Genomic DNA, 23187 nt, shown 5'->3' with positions numbered 1-23187 from the left:
GGACGACACTTCGGCGGCGTGTGGTGAGGGTGTCGGTCTCAGGGCGCGAACACGCCTGCCGGACAAGGTACTTCGCCCCACCGGTCGGGCGATCGGCGGGGCGAAACGGGTGCCTCAGGCGCAGAGGACGCGTGTCTCCGGTGTGTAGACCGGGCCGCCGCTGACGTTCGTCGAGTCGCTGAACTCGGAGTAGTAGTACGAGTAGAAGCCGATGTCGCCGTTGCAGGCCGAGTCGGCGGCGATCTGCAGCGTCAGGGTCACGGTCCGGCTCTGCCCGGGCGGGATGGTGGCGCCGTAGTCCGGGCCGATGTCGGTGGGTCCGACGCCGGAGCAGGGGGTGCTGCCGGTGTCCGTCGTCAGGGCGCAGCTCGTGAAGCTGTACTTGAGGTCGGGCCGCTGGGTGGTCAGCCAGGTGGGTTCGAGCGTCTGGTAGACGAACAGGATGTCGTAGGTCTTGTTGTTGGTCAGCGTCATCGAGAGTTGCACCGCGCCGCCGGGCGTCGTGGTGGCGGAGTCGGTGGCGAAGGTCAGGTCGGCGTCCGCCGCGCTCGCACTCGGGGCCAGGCCGAAGACGGCGAGGAGGAGACCGAGGACGGTGGCGAGACCCAGGCGTCTCATACGTGGTGATCGCATGGCCCGGGAGGCTAGGCGTTCGCGCACACCCCGTCTGCCCCATGGCCGGTGCCCCGTTCGGGATCGGCTTGATGTGTTTCTCGTGTGACAGGGGTGCGGGGAGTGTGTGAAGTGACCGCTCGGGCGGATAGGTGCACGGCACAGGGAGGGTGTGGGCGGCTCGCAGTAGGTGTCGACGTGCCATCGGGCTGCGGCGGAGTGGGCGGCGTTATTGGCGTGATAGCGGACGCTCGGATGCGTTGACTAAAACGAACGGTACGTTCGGTGACCGCCAGGAGTTCGGTATAGTGAACGTATGGTTCATTCAATCGCGGATGCTCGGACGGGCGCGCAGAGCTGCGCCTATCTCGACGACACCTACCTGGAGCAGGTCGATACGCGGGTGATCGCGGTCGGCGAGAGGGACGGGACGCCATGGGCGGCCGTCGAACACTGTCTGTTCCATCCGCAGGGCGGGGGCCAGCCCGCGGATCGGGGGTGGCTGGCGGACACGGAGATCGTTCCGGTGCGGGACCGTGAGTCCGGACTGGTCGTGGTGACGGCGGCCGGGGACGGCAGCCTGCCGTCCCTCGCCGTGGGGGAGCGGGCGCGGGCCCGCATCGATCTCCGGACCCGGATGCTGCACGCCGCACTGCACACGGCCGGACATCTCGTCGAGGCGGTCGGGCGGGCGCAGGGATGGGAGATGGCCGGGAGCATCCACTTTCCCGGCCAGGCGCGGATCGAGTTCCAGGCGCCCGACACGGTCGCGCGGCTGGCCGACCCGGAAGGACGGGAGGAAGCGACCGCCGTCCTGCGCGCCGCGGTGGCGACCGCGGTCGCCGATGATCTTCCGGTCTCCGCGCGATCCCTCCCCGACGGCCGGCGCGAGGTGGATCTCGGCACGCTGCACTCCGCGCCCTGCGGCGGCACACATGTCCGCAGCCTCGGGGACCTGGCTGACGTGGTGCTGCCGACGCTGAAGGTCAAGAAGGGCCGTATCCGCGTGTCCTACAGTGCGACCCACCGGAGCCGTTGATGACGCCCCTGTCCGGCCGCCAACCGGTGAGCAGCACCGCGGCCGCCGTCGGCGCGAAGATCCGGCTGCGCCGTCAGCAGCGCGGGATGAGCGCCGCGGAGATGGCGCGGCGCGCCGGGCTGAGCAAGGCCACGCTGTCGCAGTTGGAGGCCGGCAACGGCAATCCGACGATCGACACCCTCGACGCCATCGCCATCGCCCTGCGGATCCCGATCGCCGACCTGCTGGCGCGTGACGCGGACACCGGGCCGGTCTTCCGCCCCGGCACGGACATCGAACCGGGCGAAGTTTCCCGGGAGTTGCTGCGCCGGATCAGCAGCGGCAACAGCCTGGAGATCTGGCGGCTGCGTATTCCGCCGGAGACGGAGTTGGCGGGTGTGCCGCATGCCACCGGCACCATTGAGCATCTGCTGGTCGCGACCGGGTACGTCACGGCGGGGCCGGTCGACGCTCCGCAGGACCTTGGTCCGGGCGACATGCTTGCCTTTGCCGGCGACGCCCCGCACTTCTACCGGACCGGTACTGAGGAGGTCGACGTCACCGTCGTGATCGCTTCCCCCATCAGCGTCTGAGACCGAGGAACTCCCGCGCATGAGCACCGTCAGCCGTGCCTCCATCAGCGACCACATGGCCGGGGCGGCCGCGCAGGTGGCGCACGCCGTCGCCGACGCGGCCGCCGGCCCGAACGGGCCCGCTCGGGGAACGCCGCCTATGGCGTGCCGGGAAGCCGGACCGTGACGAGGAGGCCGCCGGCGGGACTGGGGACGAGGTCGAGGGTCCCGTCGTGGGCGCGGACGATGCTGTGCACGATGGCCAGGCCGAGGCCGACGCCGGCGTATTCGTCGGTGCGCACGCGTTCTGTTCCGCGTTGGAAGGGTTCGATGAGGGTCGGTACCAGTTCCGGTGGGAGCCGTGGACCTGTGTTCTCGACTCGCAGCACGCTCGTGTCGCCGTGCGCCTCGGTGTGGACCGTTACGGTGCCATTGGCGGGGAGGTTGTGGACGATGGCGTTCTGGACGAGGTTGGCCGCCATCCGCAACAGGAGCTCCGCGGAGCCGCTGGACTGAGCCGGTCCGCCGGTGACGTCCAGCGTGATCCGGCGCTGTTCGGCGAAGGGAAGCAGCGTTTCGGCGGCTTCTTCGGCGATGAGGGAGAGGTCGACGCTCTCGCGGATGAGGTTTCCGCGGTCGCTGCGGCTGAGCAGCAGGAGGGCCTCGGTGAGGTCGGTCGCCCGCTCATTGACCGCGTGCAGGCGCTCGATGAGTTCGTCCCCTTCCCGCGTGGGGTCCTTGCGGGCGACGTCGAGGAGCGTCCGCGAGATCGCCAGCGGGGTGCGCAGTTCGTGGGAGGCGTTCGCGGCGAATCGCTGCTGCTCGGCGACGTGGGACTCCAGTTGTTCGAGCATTGAGTCGAACGCGTCGGAGAGTTCACGGAATTCGTCCTGGCGGCCCTTCATGCGGATCCGGTGGGACAGCGATCCGTTCTCGGTCGTCCGCGCCGCATCCGTGATCTGTGTGAGTGGTGAGAGCATCCGGCCGGCGAGCATCCATCCTCCGACGAGCCCGAAGACGAGCAGGAAGACCATCGCCGCGGCTGCGGCGGGGACGAAGACCTGAAGGAGGACGTAGCGATTGGGCGCCACCCTGAGAAGACCCACATCGCCGTCAGGCACGTAGCGCAGCAGGAACACCCACACCACGGCAAGCAGGAGAACGCCGGCGAGCAGAACGAATCCGGCGTAGCTGAGGGTGAGTCTCAGTCGAGCGCTGAGCCCTGGGCGTCTATGCATACGTACTGCCGGGGCGACGGTGTTCATACCGGTCTCCATTCGGTAGCCGACGCCGGGCACCGTGGCGATGATCCATGGTTCGCCGAGCCGTTTACCCAGCACGGAGTTGGTATCGCCTCCACCCGCAGACCGGCACGGACCGCCTCGGCCAGGTAGGGGCCGCCGAAGTGCGCCACCAGCGGCGCGACGCCGGCCTGAACAGCAGGGCGCCGGCGGCGTGTCAGCCACACCATCGGCACCGTCCCGTAGGCCATGCCCACCTCAGCCGCCCGCCCCGCCGGAGGGTGCGGCGCCGGTGATGGCCCGCGTCTGCTGCTCGAGGATGTCCGTCAGGCTGTCGGAGTCGCGGTTGAGGAGGGTGACGGCGACCCAGCCGGTGTACGGGTAGATGCTCCAGTTGGCGCCGACACCGGGGTTTCCACCGGCACGCTGGTACTCCCACTGGCCGTTGACGATGTCGATCGCGAGCCCGTACGCACCGAACGATGTCGGCCCGTGGGGGATTTTGGCCCCGAAGAGCACGTCGGCCCAGGGCCGGTCCAGCACCGTGCCGTCGGTCAGCGCCTGCGCGAACCGGACCAGATCCGGCGCGGTGGCGAAGCCGCCGTCCCCGGGGGCATCGATGAAGGCGCGGCCCGGGTTCTTGCCGAGTACGTCCGGGTACGGACTGCCCTGGTCCAGGTTGCGGAGCGCGTCCACCACGCTGCCGTCGGCCAGTTCCATGTACGGGTGCGCGATGTGCGGGTCGGTGAGCCACTGCGGCCTGGTGCGAAACGCCGAGCTGGTCATGCCGCAGCGCTTGAAGATGTTCTCCTCGACGTGGTCCCAGTACGTCGTGCCGGCCACGGCCTCCACGATCAGCGCGGAAATGGTGACCTCCGCCTCCGCGTGGGCGGTGTCGGGAGTGCCCGGGACGCCCACCAGTTTCGCCTGCCTGGCCCGCTGCTCGTAGTATTCCTGTACCTCGTCCCGGCTCTGGAAGACGCGTCGCACGTCCTCATCGGGGGAATCCAGCCCGGAGGTGCCGGACAGCAGGTGGTGGAGGGTCACCTGCTCGGCGATGTCCTTGGCGAAGCCGGTCAGGTGGGCGCCCACCGTGTCCGTCAGCCGCAGCTTGCCCTGCTGTGCCAGCTGCAAGATGGCCACGGCGTGGAACGGCTTGCCCGCCGAACTGAGGCTGAACGCGATGCCCTCGCGGTTGGGGATCCCCTTCTCCTTGTCGGCCATGCCGTAGCTGCGAGACAGGACCGTCCGGCCCCGGTGCGACAGCAGCACCACGCCGGAGAACTTGCCCTCGGCGGCCAGTTGCGCCACATATCGGTCGTAGGCTCCGCCGGGCAGGGTGTCAGGCGGGATCCGGTCGTCCCCGGTCGAGTCGGCGTGGCCGATTCCGGAGCCCACCAGCGGCACTCCGGCCGCCACCACGCCGGCTGCGGCCAACCCGCCCCATCCGAACAGCCGCCGCCGGTCGACGCCCTGTACGGAATCCGGGTCTAAGATCACGGTCCTTTCCCGGTCGGACGGATCTGGTGCCGACAGTGATGCGCTCTGATTCATGCCTCCACCGAAGACGCAAGGCCGTTGCGTTGGCGTATGCGATTTTCGATACGCCCGCGATATACGGAGCCTGCGCCATCCTCGAACGAGCTGGTCGTGGGCGGCTGTCTTGGAGGTCCTGTCGAGGTTCCGACAGTTCTTCAGATGCGCGAGCCTGCGTTGGACAGGGGCGAGACCGACCGCCTGCGAGTGCTCGGCGATCTTGCCGTGGCGTGCGGCGGTGGCGTCGCCAGTCCGGCCCGGCCGGGCCGTCGAGATCCAGAGCGGCTTGCTGCCCGGTGCGGCGCCGGGTGGGGATCAGGGGCCCTCGACGGGCTCGACCTCCCCGCCCGCCTGGCCATCTTGCGCAGAGCGCGGTCCAGCCGCGAGGCCCTCGCGGCGAGCAGGCGCTGGTCGTGCGCGCAGTGCTGGTCACAGGCGCACGGTGTGGCGGCCGTCGGACAGCTTGCCCCGCACCGCCGCCTCCAGCCCCAGACCCTCGCCGACCTGCTCGACCGTGACCGCCCCGCCCGCGTCGCGCACGATGGCGAGGACGCGCTGGTACTCCGGCGGCAGCGCGTCCTGGTCCACGCCGGCCCCATGGTGCGGGACCGGCAGCACCGCACCGCCCGCCACCCGCGTCGTCTACTGGTCCTCCAACCCGCCCAGTTCTGCCACGGTCTGGGGGCACCGGTACCCCAGCCACGGGGGACGCCTGCGCTGCGGTACGGGCGGGACCGGACGCGAACCCCCGTTCCCTCAGGGCGAGTTGGCTCCGACCCCGGTTGTCAGGCGGTGACGAGGGGCTGGCGTGGCGCTGCCGGTGTCGGTCGAGCGGTGTGGAGGCCCCTGGTGGCCTCGGTCAGGTCGGCGATGAACATGCCGGCGAGTTCGGCGGTGAATCCGGTGCGTACCACCAGGCGTAGGACGGAGACGTCCTGGCAGGGTGCGGGGAAGCTGTAGGCGGGCAGATGCCAGCCGCGTGCGCGCATGGCGTGGGAGACGTCGAACACCGTGAAGCCCTGGGTGCCGGGGGCCAACCGGAAGGCGAAGGCCGGGAGTTCGGAGCCGTCCGTGATCAGCTCGTAGGGGGCGATCGTGCGGATGCGCGCGGCGAGTGCGCGGGCCGTGGTCCGGCTCTGGGACGCCAGATTCCGCAGCCCTTCGAAGCCGTAGCGAAGGAAGCTGTAGTACTGCGCGACGACATGCGCGCCCGGGCGGGAGAAGTTGAGGGTGAAGCTGGGCGAGCTGCCGCCGAGGTAGTCGACCTCGAACACCAGGTCGTCGGGGAGGGCTTCGGCGTCGCGCCACAACGCCCAGCCCAGGCCCGGGAAGACGTGCCCGTACTTGTGTCCCGAGGTGTTGATGGAGGCGACGCGTTCGAGCTGGAAGTCCCACATGAGCTCCGGGTCGAGGAACGGAGCCACCATGGCGCCGGACGCGCCGTCGACATGCACGGGGATGTCGGTGCCGGTGGCCGCCTGGTATCCGTCCAGGGCCATGCAGATGTCGGCGACCGGCTCGTAGGAACCGTCGAACGTGGAACCGAGGACGGTCACCACGCCGATGGTGTTGTCGTCGCAGTACGCGGTGAGCGTGTCGGCGGTGAGGTGATAGCGGCCCGGCTCCATCGGGACGTAACGCGGTTCCACCTCGAAGTAGTTGGCGAACTTCTTCCAGCACACCTGGACGTTCGCGCCCATGACGAGGTTCGGGCGAGCGGTGTCCTTGCCCTGGGCGCGCCGGCGCTCCTGCCAGCGGCGCTTCAGTGCGAGTCCGCCGAGCATGGCGGCCTCGCTCGAACCGGTGGTCGAGCAACCGCGGACCTGCTCGGGATGCGGCGCGTGCCAGAGCCGGGCGAGCATCCGTACACAGCGCTCCTCCATCGCCGTGATCTGCGGGTACTCGGCGCGGTCGGCGAGGTTCTTCTCGGCGGTCTCCGCCATCAACTCCCTTGCCTGCGGCTCCATCCAGGTCGTCACGAAGGTCGCGAGGTTGAGACGTGCGTTGCCGTCGAGCATCAGCTCGTCGCGTACGCGGCGGCAGACCAGGTCGGGCGCCGACGACGACTCGGGCAGTTCGTCGACCGGCGCCAACAGGTTGACGGCGGGCGGCTGCCCGATGCCGCGGGATACGGCGGGGGTGTCGAACTCGGCTTCGGGCATGACGTCGGTATGCGGGATGGGCATGAGTGTCTGGATGCCTTTCTGGTCCGTGCGGCCCCCGTGCACTCCGACGCTAGATCGCCAGGCGGTACGGCGTAGGTGCCGATTACACCGATCCAGTGATCGATTTGCGGACTGATGAACTGGATTTTCCCTAGTACATACTGGCCATTACTTTTTCCGGTGATTCGGGTGGGCGGCCGGACCGCACAGCGCGTGGTCGACGAGGGTGCTGGCCGCGTCCTCCTGGGCCAGGATGTGCTCGAAGGTGTCGCCGCGTGCCTCGGACATGGAGACCACGGCGCTGCGGGTGCCGTCATCGGTGACGCCGTTGAGGGTGATGTAGCCGCCGTCCCCGCCTTCGTGACTCCAGTAGGTTCCGCCGCAGCTCAGAGGACGTTCGGCCAGGCCGAGTCCGTAGCGGCCACCGGGCCACAGTTGCTGGACCTCCGCGCTCACGGGGACGGTCCGCTTCATCTCGGCCATCTGTCGGGGTGGCAGGAGACGGCCCGACAGCAGTGCGCGGAGGAAGCGGTTCTCGTCGCGTGTGGTCGTGACGAACGCCAGGTTCTCGTGGTCCACCGGTACCTGGTCGGAGACGTCCACCAAGAAGCCGGGACCGAAGAGTTGGTAGGCCGTGGCGTGCGGTCGGGGCAGGGTGTGAGCGGCGCCGGTCCACCGAGTGTGGTCGAGGCCGAGCGGGCGGAGGATGCGCTCGGTGATCTCCCGGTGGGCGGGCAGGCCGGTGACCTTATGGATGATGCCGCTGAGCACGAGGTAGCCGGTGTTGGAGTACTCCCAGCCCTCGCCGGGCGGGAAGTCCGGTGCGTGGGCCATGGCGCGGGCGATCAGCAGCTCGGGACTGTAGACGTCGTAGCGCTGCTGGTAGTACTCCTCCGGCGTGGTGTATCCGGGCAGGTCGTCGTGGATGCCACTGGTGTGCTGGAGCAGTTGGCGGACGGTGATACGGCTGCCGTCGTTGCCGTTGCCCCGCACTACTCCTGGCAGCCAGTGGTCGACCGTGTCGTCCAGCGACAGCCGGCCCTCGGCCTCCAGTTGAAGGACGACGGTCGCGATGAGCGTCTTGGACGTGCTGGCCATGCGGAAGTAGCCGTCAGGAGAGACTGGCCGGCCGGTGTCCAAGTCGGCGGAACCGGCGATGGCGACCGACTGCCGACCGTCAGGGGCGATCATGCGGGCCTGCACACCGCTGACACCGAGGGCGTGGATCGCCTCGGTATCCTGCCTCAACTGGTCCGCAGGGGAAGGACGGGAGGGCTCGGCGACGGCGGCCGAGACCTCGGCGGCGAGGAGCATGGCGACACCGAGCGCGACGGTGAGGTGTTTCCGCAGAGTCGGAATCATGGCTGCAGGCTATTTTTCGCGTCGAGTCGGGTGCGATCCGGCCTACCCCCGGATCGAGATGGAGGCTGTCCCCCTGGCGCCGACCTTCACGGCAACGTCCCGTCGAGCGTGCGCAGTGGATCCGAGGTGAGGAGGGTCGGCCCGGTGAGCGTGGCCTCGTAGGCAGGGCGGTCGAAGGTGAAGGGGCCGATGGCGAGTTCGCCCCACTCCTTGCGGAAAGGTTGCCGGAACGAGGACCAGGTGACGGTGTCGGGAGCGGCGGTGATGACCGCGAGGAGGGGCCAGCAGCCCCAGATACCGCAGGAGCAGCCCAGCACCGGGGTCGTACCGGCGGCGGGATCGGCGAAGCTCGGTGCCCGGTCGCCGAGGAAGTGGCGTACGGGGTCGCCGATCTCGGAGACGCTGAGACCGCCGTGCTGGGCAAGCAGGAAGCGCTCCTCCTCGGCCGGGCCCTCGTCCTCGTCCTCGCTCTCCAGACGCCAGAGGCCGCGAGTGGCGTCGGCGGCGTGCGCGCGCAGATCCCTGCCGTCGATACGGACACCCCACTGGAGGTCCAACGGCCGTTCAATGTCCGGGTAGTTCAGGAACTCGACGTGCTGCATGGCTGTCATCCTGCGAGAGGAGGACTGTCCCGCGCGACATGTTTTGAGCCCCGACTGAGTGCCTGGGAGTTGCTGTTCCGTCTGGCCGAGGGCGTGTTGGCGCGGCGGTCGGTTGCGGGACGGTCAGGTCCCGATGCCGTGGGAGAGGAGGCTCTCGGCGGTCTCCGCGATGGTGTCCTCGATGGGACGCGCCCGCCACCCGAGAAGCTTCTCCGCCTTGGTGCTCGTGGCGTCGAGATCCTGGCCGAGCTGGTGCTTGAGCAGCCGCAGTTCCGGGTTCACGATGCCCAGGGTGCGGGCGAGCCATACGGGCATTTCCCGGGTCGGGGCCTTCGCGGCCCGCTCGCCCAGGCGGTCACGCAGAATGCGTGCGATGTCGATGACGCGCAGGCTGTGTCCGGCGATGGCGACGAAGCGTTCGCCGGCGGCCGCCGGGTCGGTCATCGCGCGCAGGTGCAGGTCCGCGACGTCGCGCACGTCGACGAAGCCCATCCCGAAGGGAGGGCACGCGGGAACCCGCCCCTCTAGCATTCGGCGGACAAGACGCAGGGATGGCGGGTCGTCCGGACCGAGCAGCGGTCCAAGGACCCCCACGGGATGAACCGCCGCCAGTTCCAGACCACCGCCTTCGTCCTGGACGAACTGCCAGGCGGCGCGCTCGGCCAGTGTCTTGGACCGTTGGTAGGGCGGGATGTCGCTGTCGACGTCGGTCCAGTCCTCCTCGGTGAACGGGGTCGAGCGCGGGGGATGCCCGATGCCGATGGCGCCGAAGGCGCTGGTCAGGACGGTCCGGCGCACTCGGGCGTCGCGGGCGGCGCGCAACACCCGCAGGACGCCCTCGCGTGCCGGTACCACCAGGTCGTCGTCGTTCGCCGGCGTACGGCGCAGGGTCGGCGAGGCGACGTGGAGGACGAAGTCGCAGTCGGCGACGGCGGCGTCCCAGCCGTCGGGGTGTTCGAGGTCGGCGCGTACGACCGTGAGCCGGTTGTCGTCGAACGGTGCGGCCGCGTGCAGCCAGGAGCGCAAGTCCGGCTCGCGCCGCAGTTCGCGGACCGTGGTGCGGACGGTGTACCCGGCGTCGAACAGGGCCTCAACGCACCAGCTCCCGATGAATCCGGTTCCTCCGGTGACCAGTACGCGTGTCATGTGCGTCTCCTCTACGTGTGTCATACGTGTCTCCTCAGCTCTCGACCAGCGCTGTAAGAGGTGCCTGCGGGTGCGTCGCACGATGCCGCTGGGCAGCGGCCACGCCGCTTCCGAGGAGGGCGTGGGCGATCATGATCGGGTAGATCACGGCGCGTTCGAAGAGGCCGATGTTCCACAACCACCCGGTGAACACGTCGGTCATGAAGAGGGGGAACGCGATCAGTCCTACGGTGCCGAGGGTGATGCTCGCGATCGACCGGGCCCTGGTGAGACCGATGCGTGTTTCGCTCGCTCCGACGGCGATCGCCATGATGTTGCCGGCGAGCATGACGCCCTGCGCGCCGTAGGTGTGGAACGCGATCAGGCTGTTGTCGACGTTGGCGTTGGAGCCCTGAAAGATGCCGACGAGTGAGACCCCGATGCCGGCGAGGACGGCGAGGATCATGATGCTGATCGGGCGGGTGCCCTTGCGCGGATCGAACAGGAGAAACGCGCCGGTGATCAAGAGGCTGCCGTAGATCACCCAGCCGTTGTCCATGACGGCGCCGAGGGGGGGAGTTGGCGACCTGTCCGAACGCGGTCTGCGGCGGACCGGTGAGGCCGAGGTGGCTGACCCAGTTGTACAGGGGCGAGTACGGCGGGTCCTGCCACGCCGCGGCGGTGATGAACTCGGCGACCCAGGACACGAGCGGGCCGAGAAGGATGAGGAGGGCTCCGGCGCGGGCAGCGGCACCGGAGCGGACGATGGGATTCACGCCAGTGCCATGCCGGGGACGCGTCGGCGGATTGCCTCCATCTCGGCTTCGTCCGAGATGCCCTGCCAGTCGTAGCGGGGGGTGTACGGGGCCTCCAGGGCGCGCACTTCGTCGTCGGTGAGTTCGATGTCGAGGGAGGCGACGGCCTCGTCGATCTGCCGGACCGAACCGGCGCCGACCAGCGGCGCGGTGACGACCGGCCGACTTCGCAGCCAGGCGAGTGCGACCTGGGCGCGGCTGACGCCATGGGCGTCCGCGACCTGCCCGACCGCGTCGATGATCGCGTGGTTGGACGCCTCCTGCTCGGGCGAGTAGAGCAGGTCCGCGAAGGCGCCGTCCGTCTCGGAGCGGTCCGTCGCACGGGCGTCGTCCCACGCGCGGGCGAGGCGGCCGCGGGCCAACGGCGACCAGATGATCGTGCCCACGCCCTCGTCCAGGCACAGCGGGATCATCTCGCGCTCCTCCTCACGGGCGAGGAGGTTGTAGTGGTCCTGCATCGACACGAACCGTGCCCAGCCGTTCTCCTTCTGCAGGCGCAGCGCCTTCGCGAATTCCCACGCGTGCATGGACGAGGCGCCGAGGTAGCGGACCTTGCCCGCCCTCACGAGGTCACTGAGCGCCTCCAGGGTCTCCTCCCATGGGGTGGAGTGGTCGTTGCGGTGGATCTGGTAGAGGTCGATGTAGTCGGTGCCGAGGCGGCGGAGCGAATGGTCGACCTCGGTCATGATCGCCTTGCGCGACAGGCCGCGTCCGTTGGGTCCCAGCCGCATCGGATGGCGCAGCTTCGTGGCGATCACCACGGCATCGCGGTCGGCGAAGTCCTTGAGCGCGCGGCCGAGGATCTCCTCGCTGGAGCCGTTGGAGTACATGTTCGCGGTGTCGAAGAAGTTGATCCCCGCCTCCAGCGCGTGCCGGATGAGCGGGCGCGCGTCCTCTTCGCCCTTCGACCAGACGGGGTGCCCGCGGTCGGGTTCGCCGTAGGTCATCGCGCCGATCGCGATCGGGGACACGTCGAGGCCGGTCATGCCGAGCTTGATGTAATGCATGACGCTCCTTAGAATATGTGGAGAGCTCTCCGCATAACGTAGTGGAGAACTCTCCACTTAGCAACGTGAGGTCCCGTGGTCCGTTCGGACGCCCGTGAGAACAGGGCACGCATCCTCGCCGCCGCACGCGAAGCGCTCGCGGCGGACGGCAGCACATCGATGAACCAGATCTCCCAGCGCGCGGGAGTCGGCGCCGGCACCCTGTACCGCAACTTCCCCACCCGCGAGTCGCTGGTCCTGGCCGTCTACCAGGACGAGGTGGCACGCATCGTCGGCACCGTGCCCGACCTGCTGGCCCAACTGCCTCCGCTGGACGCGCTCCGCGACTGGACGCTCGACCTCGTCGAGGCCATGCGCAGAAAGCACGGTCTCGGGGACGCCCTCAGCCCGGGCGCGCACCAGACGATCAGTGAGCAGAGCTACGGGCCGGTCGTCGCCGCGATCACCGAGCTCCTCGACGCCGGCAAGAAGGCCGGAAGCATCCGCCCGGACGCCGACCCCGGCGACTTCCTCCAACTCACCGGCGCCTTGTGGCGCGCCGCGTCCAGCCCCGAGGACCGGGCACCCCACATGCTCGCGCTCATCCTCGACGGCCTCCGCGCGCACCGGTAAACGGCGCGCGGCCTAGCTCCACACCGAGGTTCGGAACCACTCACCGACGGCCGGTTCACATCGTTCGGCCCTCCTGTGGAGGACTCACCCCTCCGTCGCGAACGACAGCGTGCCGGCGGCCGTCGTATCGCCGTCCTGGGTGACCTGGAAGGCCCAGCCGTCCTCGGCCGGTCCGCACTCGATGTGCGCGGGCGAGTCCCATTCGGTGAAGCGCAGGGCCCGCATGTAGCAGCCGCTCAGCCGGCCGGGGGAGGCGCCCGCCAGGCACGCAGCCTGTCGGGCGGCCTCCAGCAGCACCATGCCGGGGATGTGGTCACTGGGGTGGTCGAAGAACCGCGGGTGACGCAGATCGGCAGGCGCCACCAGCAGGGCCCCGGACGGTTCCTGGACCAGCATCACGTCACCGGGAGACGGGGCCGACACCTCGGTGTGCGACGGCCGCCGGTGCACGTCGTCCGGGACGGGATGGGCAGCGGCGTACGGGCCGCGGAGCGTCTCGTACTCCTCCTCGGAGAGGACGCGGACCCGTCCGAAGGCCGAGCCGAACTCCCGCCCGGCGGCGGAGAATCGCATCCGCACGCTCAGCGCGACCGGCCACGGCACGTCGGCCACGCGGCGGACGTCGTACACCTCCGCGTGGCACACCACATCGGTGGCTCCGTAACCGACCACCGGCTCCGCGCTGTTGTCGAGCCGGAAGCCGACACTCCTGATGACGGGCCTGCTGGTGCCCGGGGCGCCCAGAAAACGCTGGCAGAGGTACAGGCCGACCTGCCGGATGGTCTCGGCGGCCAGCATCGGATCGTGCCGTTCGTCGGATCCGTTGCCGGACGAGGTGTACGAGCGTGGCCACTGCGCGGCGAGGAGGAAACTGCCGTCGGCCAGCGCGAGAGCGTCGGTGAGCAGTACTTCGGCCACCGCTTTCCGGTGCACGAGAGTCCGGGACACGCACCTGTCCCAGCTCAGTGTCAGATGTTCCGGACCGGCTTCGGGAGGTGCGGGAAGATGCGATTCGGTCATTAAATAATAGAAGCTACGGCTTTTTGGCATGCGTCCAGGAAACGACCGCATGTCGGCTAGATTCACCGGAAAAGACGATCCGGCACGGAGGACAGGGGCGACCGAGAAAATGCAGGAACGTGCGGAAGTCACCCGGCGAGCTGTTCTGGCGACGGCCGCGGTGCTGTTCGAGCAGCACGGGTACGTCGGTACGAGCATCAGCGACGTGGCGCGTACGAGCGGCTACACCAGTGGTGCGATCTATTTCCATTTCGGCAGTAAAGAGGGGCTGGCCCGGAGTGTTCTGGAAGCCCATTTCGCCGAATGGCCGCGATTTGTGGAGTACTGGGAATCTCGGGACGCGCCCGTTCTCCAGCGGCTGGTGGGTCTCAGCCTCGCCGTGGCCCGGGAATTCCGCGACAACGTGATCGTCCGTGCAGGCAACCGGCTCTGGAGCGAGCGCAGGACGATCCCGGTCTCCCTGCCCCGGCCCTTCGTCGGGTGGATCGACGCCACCTCACGCATCCTGACCGCCGCCGGGGAAGCGGGAGAACTCGCCCCCGGTACGGATGCCGAGCGCACCGCGCGCGTCCTCGTCTCCAGCTTCTTCGGCACCCACACCGTCTCCGACGCGCTGAACGAGCGCCGCAACATCGAGGAGGCGGTGAGCGATCTGTGGATACTGCTGCTGCCGGGCCTGCAGGCGTCGCCCACGGACCCGGCGAAGTGTCTGGCGGGAGCGAGGGGGCTGCTGGCGGAGTCTCTGGCGTCGGCGGCGCCGACCGTGAAGTGACAGGACACGGACCGCCGGCCGCTCAGGCCTCCGAGGGCTCCTGCCCGGAGCGGCTTCGGCGTGCGTCGACGATCGAGTCGATGACCGGTACCACGATCCAGCACAGGTACGCCCAGCCGGTCAGCAGCGAGACCGGGATCGAGACCAGGAAGCCCAGCGCCACCATGCCGATCCGGCGGATCGCCCGGGAGAACACCTCGGGCGGAGTGCCCACGCGGTACAGGTCGTCACGCCCTACCTCACGGACCATCAGTATGAACAGGAGACAGGCCGCGAACTGCACGGCGGCGTAGAAGACGAACCGGGCCTGGAACGCTCCCTCGCCGCCGATCACGTCCGTCGCGAACGGGGTGATCACCAGCATGAGGAGCCAGTACATGGTCAGGGACGACAGCCGGGTGTTCGTCGCCGTGACGTAGCGGAACACCCGGTGGTGCGAGCGCCAGTGCGCGGCGATCACCACGAAGCTGATCATGAACGCCAGATAGCTCTCGCGGTGTGACGTGGCCGAGTGCCACAACTCGGAGTTGGTCTTCCCCTCCGGTACCGGCAGCTCCAGAGCCAGCAACGTCAGCGCGATGGCGACCACCGCGTCCCCGAAGAACGTGAGGCGGTCGGCGGAGACCGCCCGGATCTCCATGTCCTGTTCCCCGGACGGCAGTTCTTGATCAGTCGAGACATCCATGGCAGCAGAGGATGCCACAAGCGGCGCGGGGCCCGGCCGGGGGAGTGGTACTGCGGGTCCTACCCGCACGGCTGGTGGTCGGCGTGCCGTCAAGAGGATCATCGAATTGACGGCGATCGCGCAGAGATCGGCGCACGCGGTCGGGAACCGATCGGGGCGTGGCCGGTCCGGTCCTGGGAGGGCGACGAGGTCGAGGAGGAGGACCTCGTCGCCGACCTGCGGGTGACAGCCGCCGCTCATCCCCAATTCTTGGGGAAATGGGCCAAGTAAGGGCTCGGCGCACCTGGTCGTACCGGCCCAGGAAACGGATCGGCTTGGCCCTCCCGTCCTACGCCTCGGTGGACCAGGGGCCGGGCCTCCCTCCCCCCGCAGCAGCAGCGTCCCCAGGCCGCCGCCACCCCGCTGACGGCCATGTCGGTCGTCGTGCTCGAATGCCTCAACTCCCCCTCTGCAAAGCGACGTTCGGGGCGTCGGCCGATTCACCTGACGAGTTCGGTCGGCTTGTCCAACTGCGTCAGCTTCCGCGGATTGCGCACCACATAGATCCGAGTGACCCGCCCGTCCTCCACCACGACACTGATCGCGGACGGCTCGCCGTCGATCTCGATCCGGCCCGCGGGCTCGGCGTTGAGCCACATGGGTACGGTGTCGAACGCGGCCACCGACTGGTGCCCGCGGGCGAGGATCGGCGCCACCGTCTCGGCCCCGAGGATCGGTGTGAGCGCGGCGGCGACCACGCCTCCGCCGTCGGTCACCAGCACCACGTCCGGTGCCATCACCTCCATCAACTCCTGCAACTGCCCGGTGCGCAGGGCGAGCAGGAACCGTTCCACCACGGCCTGCTGCTCCGAGCGGCTCACCCGCACCCGGGGCCGTCGGGCCGCCACATGCTCCCGGGCCCGCCGCGCCACCTGCCGTACCGTCGCCGCGGACTTCCCGATGACCTCGGCGATCTCGCCGTACGGCAGCTCGAAGACCTCGCGGAGCACGAACACCGCCCGCTCGGTGGGCCCGAGCGTCTCCAGCACGGTCAGCATCGCGATCGACACGCTCTCCGCGAGCTCGACATCCTCGGCGACATCAGGGGTGGTGAGCAGGGGTTCCGGGAGCCACTCGCCCACATACTCCTCGCGCCGGCGCGACACGGCGCGCAGCCGGTTGAGCGCCTGGCGGGTGACGATCCGGATCAGATACGACCTCGGGTCCCGGACCTGTGACCGGTCGACGTCGGCCCACCGCAGCCAGGACTCCTGCAACACGTCCTCCGCGTCGGCGGCCGAGCCGAGCATCTCGTAGGCGACGGTGAACAGCAGGCGGCGGTGGGCGACGAACGGGTCCTGGGTCATGCCGTCGTCTTCCCTGCCCGTGCGGCCAGCGGGATCTCGCAGGCGGCGGAGTAGCCCTGCGAGGTGATCCCGTGCGCGGTGTTGCACCTGGCCGCCAGGTTGGCGAAGCCGATGTACACGGTGAGTTCGACCAGCGCGGCGGGGCCGAGCCGGTCCAGCAGCCTCTTCGACAACTCGTCGGTGACGGTGGTCGGCGTGTCCGTCATGGCCTCCGCGTACTCCAGCATGTCCCGCTCCAGCGGCGAGAACACCTCCGACTCCCGCCAACGCGGCACCTGGCTGGCCTTGGTGAGGTCCAGGTCCTGGTTCAGGGCGAGGAAGTAGTTGATGTCGAGGCACCAACTGCACCCGACCTGTGCCGCGACGGCCATGTGCGCGAACGTCTTGAGGCTCGCGTCGACCGCGTCCCAGGTGCCCACCATCGCCGTGAACTCCTGGTTGGCGGCGGCGAGTTCGGGATGGTTCCACAGCACTTCGACGGGCTCGGGCACGGATCCCAACTGCTTGATCATGGTGTCGCGGAGCTCGACGGGCAGCTCGGCCTTCGGGATACGTAGCGTCACGGTGTTCTCCTTGTTCGTGTGCCTGTTGGGCGGTTGGACATGAAGACACCGGCGGGCGCACCGATGTGACACGGATACCGGTTCCTTGGGTCGGGGACTCGGATTGGGCATTTCGCGCGCGGGTACTCGACCGCGATGACGACCGGGACACTGACCGTCCGCGCGGGCCGCCGCAGTCTCGACATCCATCGGCCCGACAAGGTGCTGTTCCCCGCCGAGGGAGACGGCAAGGGGTACACGAAGGGTGACCTCGTCGCGTACTACCGGGCCGTCGCCCCCTTCATGCTGCCGCACCTGCGCGGGCGCCCGCTGATGCTGGAGCGGCACCCGGACGGGATCGACGGCCCCCGGTTCATGCAGAAGAACGTGCCGGAGCATTACCCGGACTGGATCAAACGCGTCGAGGTGTCCAAGGAGGGCGGCACCGTCACGCACCTCGTCTGCGACGACGCCGCGACGCTCGTCTTCCTCGCCGACCAGGCCTGCATCACCCCGCACCGCTGGCTGTCCCGGGCCGGGCAGCCGCACCGGCCCGACCGGCTGGTCTTCGACCTCGACCCGTCGACCGGGGACGATTTCGCCGCCGTACGCGAAGCCGCCCTGCTGCTGGGCGAGTTGCTCGACGAACTGCGGCTGCCGTCCGCGCCGATGACCACCGGCTCGCGCGGTCTGCATCTGGTCGTGCCCCTCGACGGGCACCAGGACTTCGACGACGTACGCGGCTTCGCCAAGGACGTCGCCGACCAGCTCGCCGACGCACACCCGGACCGGCTCACCACGGCCGCGCGCAAGAAGGACCGCGGCGAGCGCCTCTACCTCGACGTGCAGCGCAACGGCTACGCGCAGACCGCCGTGGCGCCCTTCGCCGTCCGCGCGAAACCCGGGGCTCCGGTCGCCGTCCCCATCAGTTGGGACCAACTCGACGATCCTGACCTCGACGCCCGCCGCTGGACCATCGCCGACGCCGTGGAACAGGCCCGCACCACCCCTGGGCGGGACTGATGAGCCGGAGACGGGCCCTCGGCCCGGCCGCACGGCGACTGGACGGCCTGCGTACCCGGGGATCCGCGCACCCGAAGATCAAGCAGGACGACTGACCGGTTCCCCTCTGGGTACTCACCGGCTCATGCGAATGAGCGTGGTGGACGTGGGGTCGAACACGGTGCGGCTCGTGGTGGCGGACGTAGGGGACGGCGTGCCGTTGCCCGTGCACACGGCCAAGTGGAAGCTACGGCTCTCCGAACGCGTCGGACCGTGCGGGGAGATCCCCGAGGAAGCCCTCTGCCATCTCGTGAAGGCGGTGTCCGCCGCCGCCGAGACGGCCCGGCGGTGGGGCGCCGTGGGACCACTGGCCTTCGCGACGGCCGTCGTCCGCGGCGCGCCGAACCGGCTCGACGTGCTGCGCTCGGTGCGTGCCGCGACCGGCGTACGGCTGTGCACGCTACCTGGTGAGGTGGACGGCGAGTTGACGTTCCTCGGTGCCCGGAGATGGATGGGCTGGCGGGCCGGACCGCTCGCCCTGTTCGACATCGGCGGCGGTTCCTTCGAGGTCGCCTTCGGGCGCGGCCGGCTGCCCGATTTCGTCGCGTCGCTGCCGCTCGGCGCGGGCCGGTTGACCCGGGACTTCTTCTACGGCCAGGATCCGCCGCCCGAACAGGCGGTCAGGGCGTTGCGTCGCGAGGTACGCCACCAACTGCGGGACGTGGCCGCGCGGATCCGCTGGGAAGGGCCGCGGACCACCGTCGTGACATCCCGTACCTTCCAGCAACTGGCCCGGCTCTGCGGCGCCGCTCCCGGACGCCAAGGGCCCTTCGTTGAACGGCAGTTGGCGCGCACCCAGCTCCGCGTGGGCGTCGACAAGCTGGCCGCCCTGACGGCGTCCGAACGGGCCCTGCTGCCCGGTGTCTCGGCGCCGCGGTCCGCGCAGAGCCTGGCCGGAGCCGTCGTCGGGCACACGGCCATGAAGCTCACCGGCATCAAGACCGTCACCGTCTGCCCCTGGGGCATCCGTGAAGGCGTACTGCTGCGGTACATCGAGGACGGCGGTTCGTGGTGGACGGAGCTGGCCCGGCGCAGTGACGAGGCGGCCCCCGCCGCGAGGGCCGACCTGCGGATCGCACCGGTGCCGCAGTCGGCCCTGACGGCCCGTCAGTCACCCAAGCGGGGCAGCACTTTGGAGCGGTAGAAGTCGAAGAAGCCCTGCTGGTCCGGCCCGATCTGGTTGACGTAGACGGTGTCGAACCCGGCGTCGACGTACTGTTGCACGGCCTTCACATGGGCGTCCGGGTCATCGCCGCAGGTGACGTTTGCCTCGACACGGTCGGGGCCGACGAGCTCCGAGGCCTGCTCGAAGTGCCGTGGCGTGGGCAGGAGTTGGGCGAGTTCGCCGGGGAGCTGTTCATTGGCCCAGAGCCGGTGCGCCGTACGGACGGCTTCGTCCTTGTCGGTTCCCCAGCACACCTTGAGGCCGGCGGAGACGGGTTTGGTGCCGCCGCCGCTGCGGCGGAACCTTTCGATGGCGGAGGTGTCCGGCGCCATCGTGATGAAGCCGTCCCCGATGCGGCCGGCCACCTCGGCGGCGTGCGGGCCGAAGGCCGAGACGTCGATGGGCACCGGCTCCTCAGGCACCGTGTACAGGCGGGCGTTCTCCACCGTGTAGTGCTTGCCGCGATGGCTGATCTGGTCGCCGGTGAACAGTTGGCGCATCACGTGCACCGCTTCCTCCAACATGTCCAGGCGCACATCGGCCTCGGGCCAGGCGTCGCCAAGGATGTGCTCGTTGAGCGCCTCGCCGCTGCCGATGCCGAGCCGGAACCGGCCGCCCAGTTGTACGGCGCTGGTGGCCGCCGCCTGGGCGACGACGGCCGGGTGCATGCGGATGAGAGGGCAGGTCACCGCGGTCTGCACGGGAAGCGAGACGGCCTGTGAGAGCGCGCCGATCACCGACCAGACGAACGGGCTCTGCCCCTGCTCGTCGTTCCAGGGGTGGTAGTGGTCCGAGATCCACAAGGACGTGAACCCGGCCTGTTCCGCCATCCTGGCCTGCTCCACCAACGCGGCGGGATCGTGCTCCTCACAGGACAGGAAGTATCCGAACTCCGTCATGGCGCTCTCTCCTCGGGGCAGTCGATCGTCCGCCCTCCGGGTGGCCGTGGAGCGCTCCGGGAAACGTCCGTTTCTATGCCGGGCGGGCGATCTCGGTGACGGCGATGGAGATCCGCTGCTGCACATGGTCGGGCAGCGGCGCACCGTTCACCGAGCCGACAAGATCCTCGGCCAGTTGATGGAGCTTGGTGTTCGTGTGCTGGGAGACGTCGACCAGAACGTTCCAGGCGTCCTCGGCGGTGAGACTGAAGGAGGCCATCAGGACTCCGCGTGCCAGGTCGATGACCGGCCGGGTCAGCATGGCGCGCTTGAGCTGGACCACCTCGGTGCGCAGCTCTTCGGCGTCGTCGGACACCCCGGTCTCCTCCATGAGCTCGTGCGTTGTCGTGGAATGTTCGTGCCAGGCGTGGACGACCCCGTTCGCGGGCGCAGGCGCGTGGGTGAACAGCGACGCGGTGTCGGTGAGGTCGAGCAGTCTCCCGACCCCCGGAGCGGCGGCCCGGATGCCGAGGGTCTTGCCGTCCGCCAGGGCCTGTCGGCGAGCCCGGAGCAGGACGTTGAGGCCGGAGCAGTCGCAGAAACCGACCCCGGTGAGGTCGAGATCCACGCCCCCCGGCGACCGCGCGAGGGCCAGCCGAAGGGCGCGCTGCATCGTCTGTTCCGTATCGATGTCGACCTCGCCGGAGACGGTCACGACCGTCCGGTCTCCCGCCCGGTGCGACACGATCATCAGCGAGGCCGATGAGGGGTCCACCGCGACGACGGGTGATACCGCACAGACACTCCGGACTCCACTCGTGGGAGTGGCGCAACGCTCGTGTTCTGACATGGCAGTCTCTCCCGAGCCGTCCACCCTGTTTTCTGCCTGTCCAAGTCTCACCCCCCGTATCTAGCACGTCAAGATATACATGAAATCTATTTCGTGTCTTGGGATACGTGAAAGGTAGGCCCTATGCTGGGGTCATGGATGGAGTATCCGAGACGCACACAGGGTGGACGTTCCTCACCAGCCATGCCCGGGTGCTGGCCGCGATCGCCGAAGATCACCGCACCCGCATCCGCGACATCGCCGCGCGCTGCAGGCTCACTGAGAGAGCCGTCCAGAAAATCATTTCCGATCTGGAGCAGGACGGCTACCTCACGCACACGCGGGAGGGCCGGAGCAACGCGTATCGCATCCAGTCGGGGGCCATCCTGCGACATCCCGCAGAGGCGGAGGTCGGAATGACCGTCGAGATGCTGCTCTCCGCTCTCGCGCAGCACGACGCGAAGCGCGACGGCGGGCACGAGCATGCGCGATCGGTCGCGTCCGGCGAGCGCGACCACCAACCCGCCGAGTGACGGCGGGAGTTGACGAACTGTTGACGGATCGTCAACTCCCCTACCTCACTCAGGTGTTGGACGGCCGCCCACTTGACGCGTCCGTCACGGCCTCCGCCAACTCCTGCACCGAGGCGTAGCGGGCGCCGCGCGGCAGTCGTTCCACCGGCTCCACCAGGCTGTCCGCCGCGTACTTCTGCCGCAGTACGACGGCCAGTTCGCGCGGCCCCGCCGGGAACGACGTACGGCCCAGGATCCTCGCGAGTTCGAGCCGCACCGTCTCCAGGGGCGCCGATGCGGCACTCGGTGCCACGGGACCGCCCGCGATCACCGGATCGTCGTCGGCGGTCGGTTCCGGGTCGTTCCACTCCTCGGTCCGGGTCGGGTGCCCGGAGCGCAGCAGACCCTGCAGTTCGTGCTTCATCTCCTCGTCGCGGTGGACGCTCAGGCGGCCGCTTCCGCGTTCCATCATTCGCTCCCTGTCTGTCGGGGGGAGGGGGAGTCCGTCGCCTACCCGTGACCATGAAGGCGACACGTCTACCCGCCACTCGTTTTGTCACATTTGGTCACGTTTTAGCCTCCGAGTGTGATGGTGCCCGCGTAATTGTTTCGTGGCTCTTCGCGGGGGAAGGCGCTGGAATGAGTGCTTCGGACAGGAGGCACGTCCGTGGGAGCTGGTGGACACCGGTCACGGGTGTGTTTCGCCTGGTCAGTGTGTGCTCCCTCCCATGGGACCGTCCGTCGGACAACCCCTTGAGGGAGTTGTGAGCACTATGGACACAGCCACCAGGAAGCGTCATCCGCACGACGACGCTCCCCGCACCGCCGAGGCCTTCGACCGCCTTGCGCACCTGCCCGACGGAACCGAACGAGAGGTCCTGCGGGACGAACTCGTGCGGGCCTGGCTTCCCATGGCGGAGCGCATCGCCGGCCGCTATCGAGGAAAGGGCGAGCCCTTCGAGGATCTGCGGCAGGTAGCGGCCCTCGGCCTGGTCAAGGCCGTCGACGGCTACGACCCCGAGCGTGGCTACGCCTTCGAGAGCTACGCCGTCCCGACCGTCACCGGCGAGATCAAGCGCCACTTCCGCGACCACATGTGGGCCCTGCACGTCCCCCGGCGCGTCCAGGAACTCCGCAACAGGGTGCGCATCGCCGTGCGGGAGCTGTCCGCCGCGGGGTCGGACCGGCGCCCCACCATCGCCGAGATCGCCGAGCACACGCACCTGAGCGAGGAGGACGTCCGCGCCGGCCTTGAGGCGCTGGACAGCTTCACCGCGCTTTCGCTGGACGCCGAGTCGCCCGGTGAGGAGTCCGGTATGACACTGGCCGGCCTGCTGGGGGAGTGTGACGCCGGGTTCGACCTGGTCGTCGACCGCGAGGCGGTCAAGCCAGCCCTGCAGCAACTGCCCGAGCGTGAACGCACCATCCTCTACCTGCGCTTCTTCCGGGGCATGACCCAGAGTTGCATCGCGGAGCAACTCGGCGTCTCCCAGATGCATGTCTCCCGGCTCATCAGCAACTCCTGTGCCTCCGTACGGGAAAGGGTGCTGGCCGACGCGGCCTAGCGGTTGGGGAAGGTGGACCCGGCTGAGGGTGCCGTTCGCATCGGTCGGGCCGAGGTAGACCGGGCTGGACCACCCGGATCGGACGTCTCGTAGCCCGCGTACTTCAGCAAGTACGTGCCGTCGTCCTGCTGTTCCAGCTTGAAC

Annotated in this window: 25 protein-coding genes and 1 pseudogene; 9 read left to right on the top strand and 17 right to left on the bottom strand. The window is 69.1% G+C overall.

What is annotated here, in order from left to right; all coding sequences use genetic code 11:
• Positions 1-114 precede the first annotated feature (114 nt).
• Positions 115-618, bottom strand: a complete 504-nt coding sequence (locus tag ABZT04_RS07170) for a hypothetical protein (protein ID WP_356053921.1) — start codon at positions 616-618, stop codon at positions 115-117.
• 310 nt (positions 619-928) lie between these two features.
• Here ABZT04_RS07170 and ABZT04_RS07165 point away from each other — a divergent pair, with 310 nt between their 5' ends.
• The 3 genes from ABZT04_RS07165 to ABZT04_RS07155 are packed head-to-tail and all read left to right on the top strand — an operon-like array spanning position 929 to position 2389.
• Complete coding sequence (locus tag ABZT04_RS07165) at positions 929-1651, top strand: metal-dependent hydrolase (RefSeq protein ID WP_356053919.1); 723 nt, start codon at positions 929-931, stop codon at positions 1649-1651.
• Positions 1651-2223, top strand: coding sequence for an XRE family transcriptional regulator (locus ABZT04_RS07160; RefSeq protein ID WP_356053917.1), 573 nt, complete (start codon positions 1651-1653; stop codon positions 2221-2223). Before ABZT04_RS07165 ends, ABZT04_RS07160 begins: the two co-directional genes overlap by 1 nt.
• 19 nt (positions 2224-2242) lie before the next feature.
• Entirely contained in the window at positions 2243-2389 is a 147-nt protein-coding gene (locus tag ABZT04_RS07155) for a hypothetical protein (RefSeq protein ID WP_356053915.1), read from the top strand.
• Here the strand turns inward: ABZT04_RS07155 and ABZT04_RS07150 are convergent.
• The 9 genes from ABZT04_RS07150 to ABZT04_RS07110 all read right to left on the bottom strand — a co-directional run bounded on the left by ABZT04_RS07150 (position 2361) and on the right by ABZT04_RS07110 (position 12055).
• Positions 2361-3440 carry a HAMP domain-containing sensor histidine kinase gene (locus ABZT04_RS07150; protein WP_356054569.1) on the bottom strand — a complete coding sequence of 360 codons (1080 nt, stop codon included), beginning with the start codon at positions 3438-3440 and terminating at the stop codon, positions 2361-2363. The genes ABZT04_RS07155 and ABZT04_RS07150 overlap by 29 nt on opposite strands.
• Before the next feature lie 261 nt (positions 3441-3701).
• Positions 3702-4943 (bottom strand): serine hydrolase domain-containing protein, encoded by a 1242-nt coding sequence (locus ABZT04_RS07145; RefSeq protein WP_356053913.1) that lies wholly within the window; start codon positions 4941-4943, stop codon positions 3702-3704.
• Positions 4944-5408: 465 nt separating this feature from the next.
• Complete coding sequence (locus ABZT04_RS07140) at positions 5409-5567, bottom strand: hypothetical protein (RefSeq protein ID WP_356053911.1); 159 nt, start codon at positions 5565-5567, stop codon at positions 5409-5411.
• A 197-nt stretch (positions 5568-5764) separates the two neighbouring features.
• Positions 5765-7165: a glutamate decarboxylase gene (locus ABZT04_RS07135; RefSeq protein ID WP_356053909.1), complete on the bottom strand. Its 1401-nt coding sequence runs from the start codon at positions 7163-7165 to the stop codon at positions 5765-5767.
• Between the two features lie 147 nt (positions 7166-7312).
• A complete protein-coding gene (locus ABZT04_RS07130) occupies positions 7313-8506 on the bottom strand; it encodes a serine hydrolase domain-containing protein (RefSeq protein ID WP_356053907.1) in 1194 nt (397 codons plus the stop codon).
• Between the two features lie 86 nt (positions 8507-8592).
• A complete protein-coding gene (locus ABZT04_RS07125; RefSeq protein ID WP_356053905.1) occupies positions 8593-9108 on the bottom strand; it encodes a hypothetical protein in 516 nt (171 codons plus the stop codon).
• Positions 9109-9231: 123 nt separating this feature from the next.
• Positions 9232-10254, bottom strand: coding sequence for an NAD-dependent epimerase/dehydratase family protein (locus ABZT04_RS07120; RefSeq protein WP_356053903.1), 1023 nt, complete (start codon positions 10252-10254; stop codon positions 9232-9234).
• Positions 10255-10288: 34 nt separating this feature from the next.
• Positions 10289-10792 carry a hypothetical protein gene (locus tag ABZT04_RS07115; protein WP_356053901.1) on the bottom strand — a complete coding sequence of 168 codons (504 nt, stop codon included), beginning with the start codon at positions 10790-10792 and terminating at the stop codon, positions 10289-10291.
• Positions 10793-11005: 213 nt separating this feature from the next.
• The gene (locus ABZT04_RS07110; RefSeq protein ID WP_356053899.1) at positions 11006-12055 is read right to left on the bottom strand and encodes an aldo/keto reductase; all 1050 of its coding nucleotides are present in this window, start codon (positions 12053-12055) and stop codon (positions 11006-11008) included.
• Positions 12056-12130: 75 nt separating this feature from the next.
• Here ABZT04_RS07110 and ABZT04_RS07105 point away from each other — a divergent pair, with 75 nt between their 5' ends.
• A complete protein-coding gene (locus ABZT04_RS07105) occupies positions 12131-12667 on the top strand; it encodes a TetR/AcrR family transcriptional regulator (protein ID WP_356053897.1) in 537 nt (178 codons plus the stop codon).
• 84 nt (positions 12668-12751) lie between these two features.
• Here the strand turns inward: ABZT04_RS07105 and ABZT04_RS07100 are convergent, their stop codons facing one another.
• Positions 12752-13615, bottom strand: coding sequence for a ScbA/BarX family gamma-butyrolactone biosynthesis protein (locus tag ABZT04_RS07100; RefSeq protein ID WP_356053895.1), 864 nt, complete (start codon positions 13613-13615; stop codon positions 12752-12754).
• Positions 13616-13736: 121 nt separating this feature from the next.
• Between ABZT04_RS07100 and ABZT04_RS07095 the strand changes: the two genes are divergently transcribed.
• Positions 13737-14459, top strand: coding sequence for a ScbR family autoregulator-binding transcription factor (locus ABZT04_RS07095; RefSeq protein ID WP_356053893.1), 723 nt, complete (start codon positions 13737-13739; stop codon positions 14457-14459).
• A gap of 22 nt (positions 14460-14481) precedes the next feature.
• On the opposite strand, the gene ABZT04_RS07090 is transcribed toward ABZT04_RS07095, so the two are convergent.
• The 3 genes from ABZT04_RS07090 to ABZT04_RS07080 all read right to left on the bottom strand — a co-directional run bounded on the left by ABZT04_RS07090 (position 14482) and on the right by ABZT04_RS07080 (position 17053).
• Positions 14482-15144 (bottom strand): TMEM175 family protein, encoded by a 663-nt coding sequence (locus ABZT04_RS07090; protein WP_356053890.1) that lies wholly within the window; start codon positions 15142-15144, stop codon positions 14482-14484.
• Positions 15145-15623: 479 nt separating this feature from the next.
• Entirely contained in the window at positions 15624-16490 is an 867-nt protein-coding gene (locus ABZT04_RS07085) for an RNA polymerase sigma-70 factor (protein ID WP_356053888.1), read from the bottom strand.
• Positions 16487-17053, bottom strand: coding sequence for a carboxymuconolactone decarboxylase family protein (locus tag ABZT04_RS07080; RefSeq protein WP_356053886.1), 567 nt, complete (start codon positions 17051-17053; stop codon positions 16487-16489). The genes ABZT04_RS07085 and ABZT04_RS07080 overlap by 4 nt, the downstream gene beginning before the upstream one ends.
• A gap of 135 nt (positions 17054-17188) precedes the next feature.
• On the opposite strand from ABZT04_RS07080, the pseudogene ligD reads away from it, so the two are divergent.
• Both ligD and ABZT04_RS07070 read left to right on the top strand, forming a co-directional pair.
• A pseudogene (gene ligD, locus ABZT04_RS07075) lies at positions 17189-18150 on the top strand (non-homologous end-joining DNA ligase).
• A gap of 29 nt (positions 18151-18179) precedes the next feature.
• Entirely contained in the window at positions 18180-19238 is a 1059-nt protein-coding gene (locus ABZT04_RS07070; RefSeq protein WP_356053884.1) for a Ppx/GppA family phosphatase, read from the top strand.
• On the opposite strand, the gene ABZT04_RS07065 is transcribed toward ABZT04_RS07070, so the two are convergent.
• Both ABZT04_RS07065 and ABZT04_RS07060 read right to left on the bottom strand, forming a co-directional pair.
• Complete coding sequence (locus ABZT04_RS07065; RefSeq protein ID WP_356053882.1) at positions 19202-20158, bottom strand: LLM class F420-dependent oxidoreductase; 957 nt, start codon at positions 20156-20158, stop codon at positions 19202-19204. The two genes, ABZT04_RS07070 and ABZT04_RS07065, sit on opposite strands and share 37 nt — an antisense overlap.
• Positions 20159-20231: 73 nt before the next feature.
• The gene (locus tag ABZT04_RS07060; protein WP_356053880.1) at positions 20232-20912 is read right to left on the bottom strand and encodes an anti-sigma factor antagonist; all 681 of its coding nucleotides are present in this window, start codon (positions 20910-20912) and stop codon (positions 20232-20234) included.
• 209 nt (positions 20913-21121) lie between these two features.
• Here ABZT04_RS07060 and ABZT04_RS07055 point away from each other — a divergent pair, with 209 nt between their 5' ends.
• A complete protein-coding gene (locus ABZT04_RS07055) occupies positions 21122-21499 on the top strand; it encodes a winged helix-turn-helix domain-containing protein (RefSeq protein ID WP_356053878.1) in 378 nt (125 codons plus the stop codon).
• A 49-nt stretch (positions 21500-21548) separates the two neighbouring features.
• Here the strand turns inward: ABZT04_RS07055 and ABZT04_RS07050 are convergent, their stop codons facing one another.
• Positions 21549-21947 carry a DUF2795 domain-containing protein gene (locus ABZT04_RS07050; RefSeq protein ID WP_356054567.1) on the bottom strand — a complete coding sequence of 133 codons (399 nt, stop codon included), beginning with the start codon at positions 21945-21947 and terminating at the stop codon, positions 21549-21551.
• A gap of 304 nt (positions 21948-22251) precedes the next feature.
• On the opposite strand from ABZT04_RS07050, the gene ABZT04_RS07045 reads away from it, so the two are divergent.
• On the top strand, positions 22252-23043 hold the full coding sequence (locus tag ABZT04_RS07045; RefSeq protein WP_356053876.1) for a SigB/SigF/SigG family RNA polymerase sigma factor: 792 nt from the start codon (positions 22252-22254) through the stop codon (positions 23041-23043).
• The last annotated feature ends 144 nt before the right edge of the window (positions 23044-23187 follow it).

Origin of the sequence: Streptomyces sp. NPDC005492, assembly GCF_040605995.1 — a bacterium.
Lineage (GTDB): Bacteria > Actinomycetota > Actinomycetes > Streptomycetales > Streptomycetaceae > Streptomyces.
Note: the sequence above shows the minus strand (reverse complement) of the source record. Positions and strands in the feature narration are given on the sequence as shown.

Excerpts from the sequence above, each read along its gene's own strand:
- ABZT04_RS07170 (WP_356053921.1), bottom strand. The coding sequence starts at position 618 with ATGAGACGCCTGGGTCTCGCCACCGTCCTCGGTCTCCTCCTCGCCGTC.
- ABZT04_RS07165 (WP_356053919.1), top strand. The coding sequence starts at position 929 with ATGGTTCATTCAATCGCGGATGCTCGGACGGGCGCGCAGAGCTGCGCC.
- ABZT04_RS07160 (WP_356053917.1), top strand. The coding sequence starts at position 1,651 with ATGACGCCCCTGTCCGGCCGCCAACCGGTGAGCAGCACCGCGGCCGCC.
- ABZT04_RS07155 (WP_356053915.1), top strand. The coding sequence starts at position 2,243 with ATGAGCACCGTCAGCCGTGCCTCCATCAGCGACCACATGGCCGGGGCG.
- ABZT04_RS07150 (WP_356054569.1), bottom strand. The coding sequence starts at position 3,440 with ATGCATAGACGCCCAGGGCTCAGCGCTCGACTGAGACTCACCCTCAGC.
- ABZT04_RS07135 (WP_356053909.1), bottom strand. The coding sequence starts at position 7,165 with ATGCCCATCCCGCATACCGACGTCATGCCCGAAGCCGAGTTCGACACC.
- ABZT04_RS07130 (WP_356053907.1), bottom strand. The coding sequence starts at position 8,506 with ATGATTCCGACTCTGCGGAAACACCTCACCGTCGCGCTCGGTGTCGCC.
- ABZT04_RS07125 (WP_356053905.1), bottom strand. The coding sequence starts at position 9,108 with ATGCAGCACGTCGAGTTCCTGAACTACCCGGACATTGAACGGCCGTTG.
- ABZT04_RS07120 (WP_356053903.1), bottom strand. The coding sequence starts at position 10,254 with ATGACACGCGTACTGGTCACCGGAGGAACCGGATTCATCGGGAGCTGG.
- ABZT04_RS07115 (WP_356053901.1), bottom strand. The coding sequence starts at position 10,792 with ATGGACAACGGCTGGGTGATCTACGGCAGCCTCTTGATCACCGGCGCG.
- ABZT04_RS07110 (WP_356053899.1), bottom strand. The coding sequence starts at position 12,055 with ATGCATTACATCAAGCTCGGCATGACCGGCCTCGACGTGTCCCCGATC.
- ABZT04_RS07095 (WP_356053893.1), top strand. The coding sequence starts at position 13,737 with ATGTCGGCTAGATTCACCGGAAAAGACGATCCGGCACGGAGGACAGGG.
- ABZT04_RS07090 (WP_356053890.1), bottom strand. The coding sequence starts at position 15,144 with ATGGATGTCTCGACTGATCAAGAACTGCCGTCCGGGGAACAGGACATG.
- ABZT04_RS07085 (WP_356053888.1), bottom strand. The coding sequence starts at position 16,490 with ATGACCCAGGACCCGTTCGTCGCCCACCGCCGCCTGCTGTTCACCGTC.
- ABZT04_RS07070 (WP_356053884.1), top strand. The coding sequence starts at position 18,180 with ATGCGAATGAGCGTGGTGGACGTGGGGTCGAACACGGTGCGGCTCGTG.
- ABZT04_RS07065 (WP_356053882.1), bottom strand. The coding sequence starts at position 20,158 with ATGACGGAGTTCGGATACTTCCTGTCCTGTGAGGAGCACGATCCCGCC.
- ABZT04_RS07055 (WP_356053878.1), top strand. The coding sequence starts at position 21,122 with ATGGATGGAGTATCCGAGACGCACACAGGGTGGACGTTCCTCACCAGC.
- ABZT04_RS07050 (WP_356054567.1), bottom strand. The coding sequence starts at position 21,947 with ATGGAACGCGGAAGCGGCCGCCTGAGCGTCCACCGCGACGAGGAGATG.
- ABZT04_RS07045 (WP_356053876.1), top strand. The coding sequence starts at position 22,252 with ATGGACACAGCCACCAGGAAGCGTCATCCGCACGACGACGCTCCCCGC.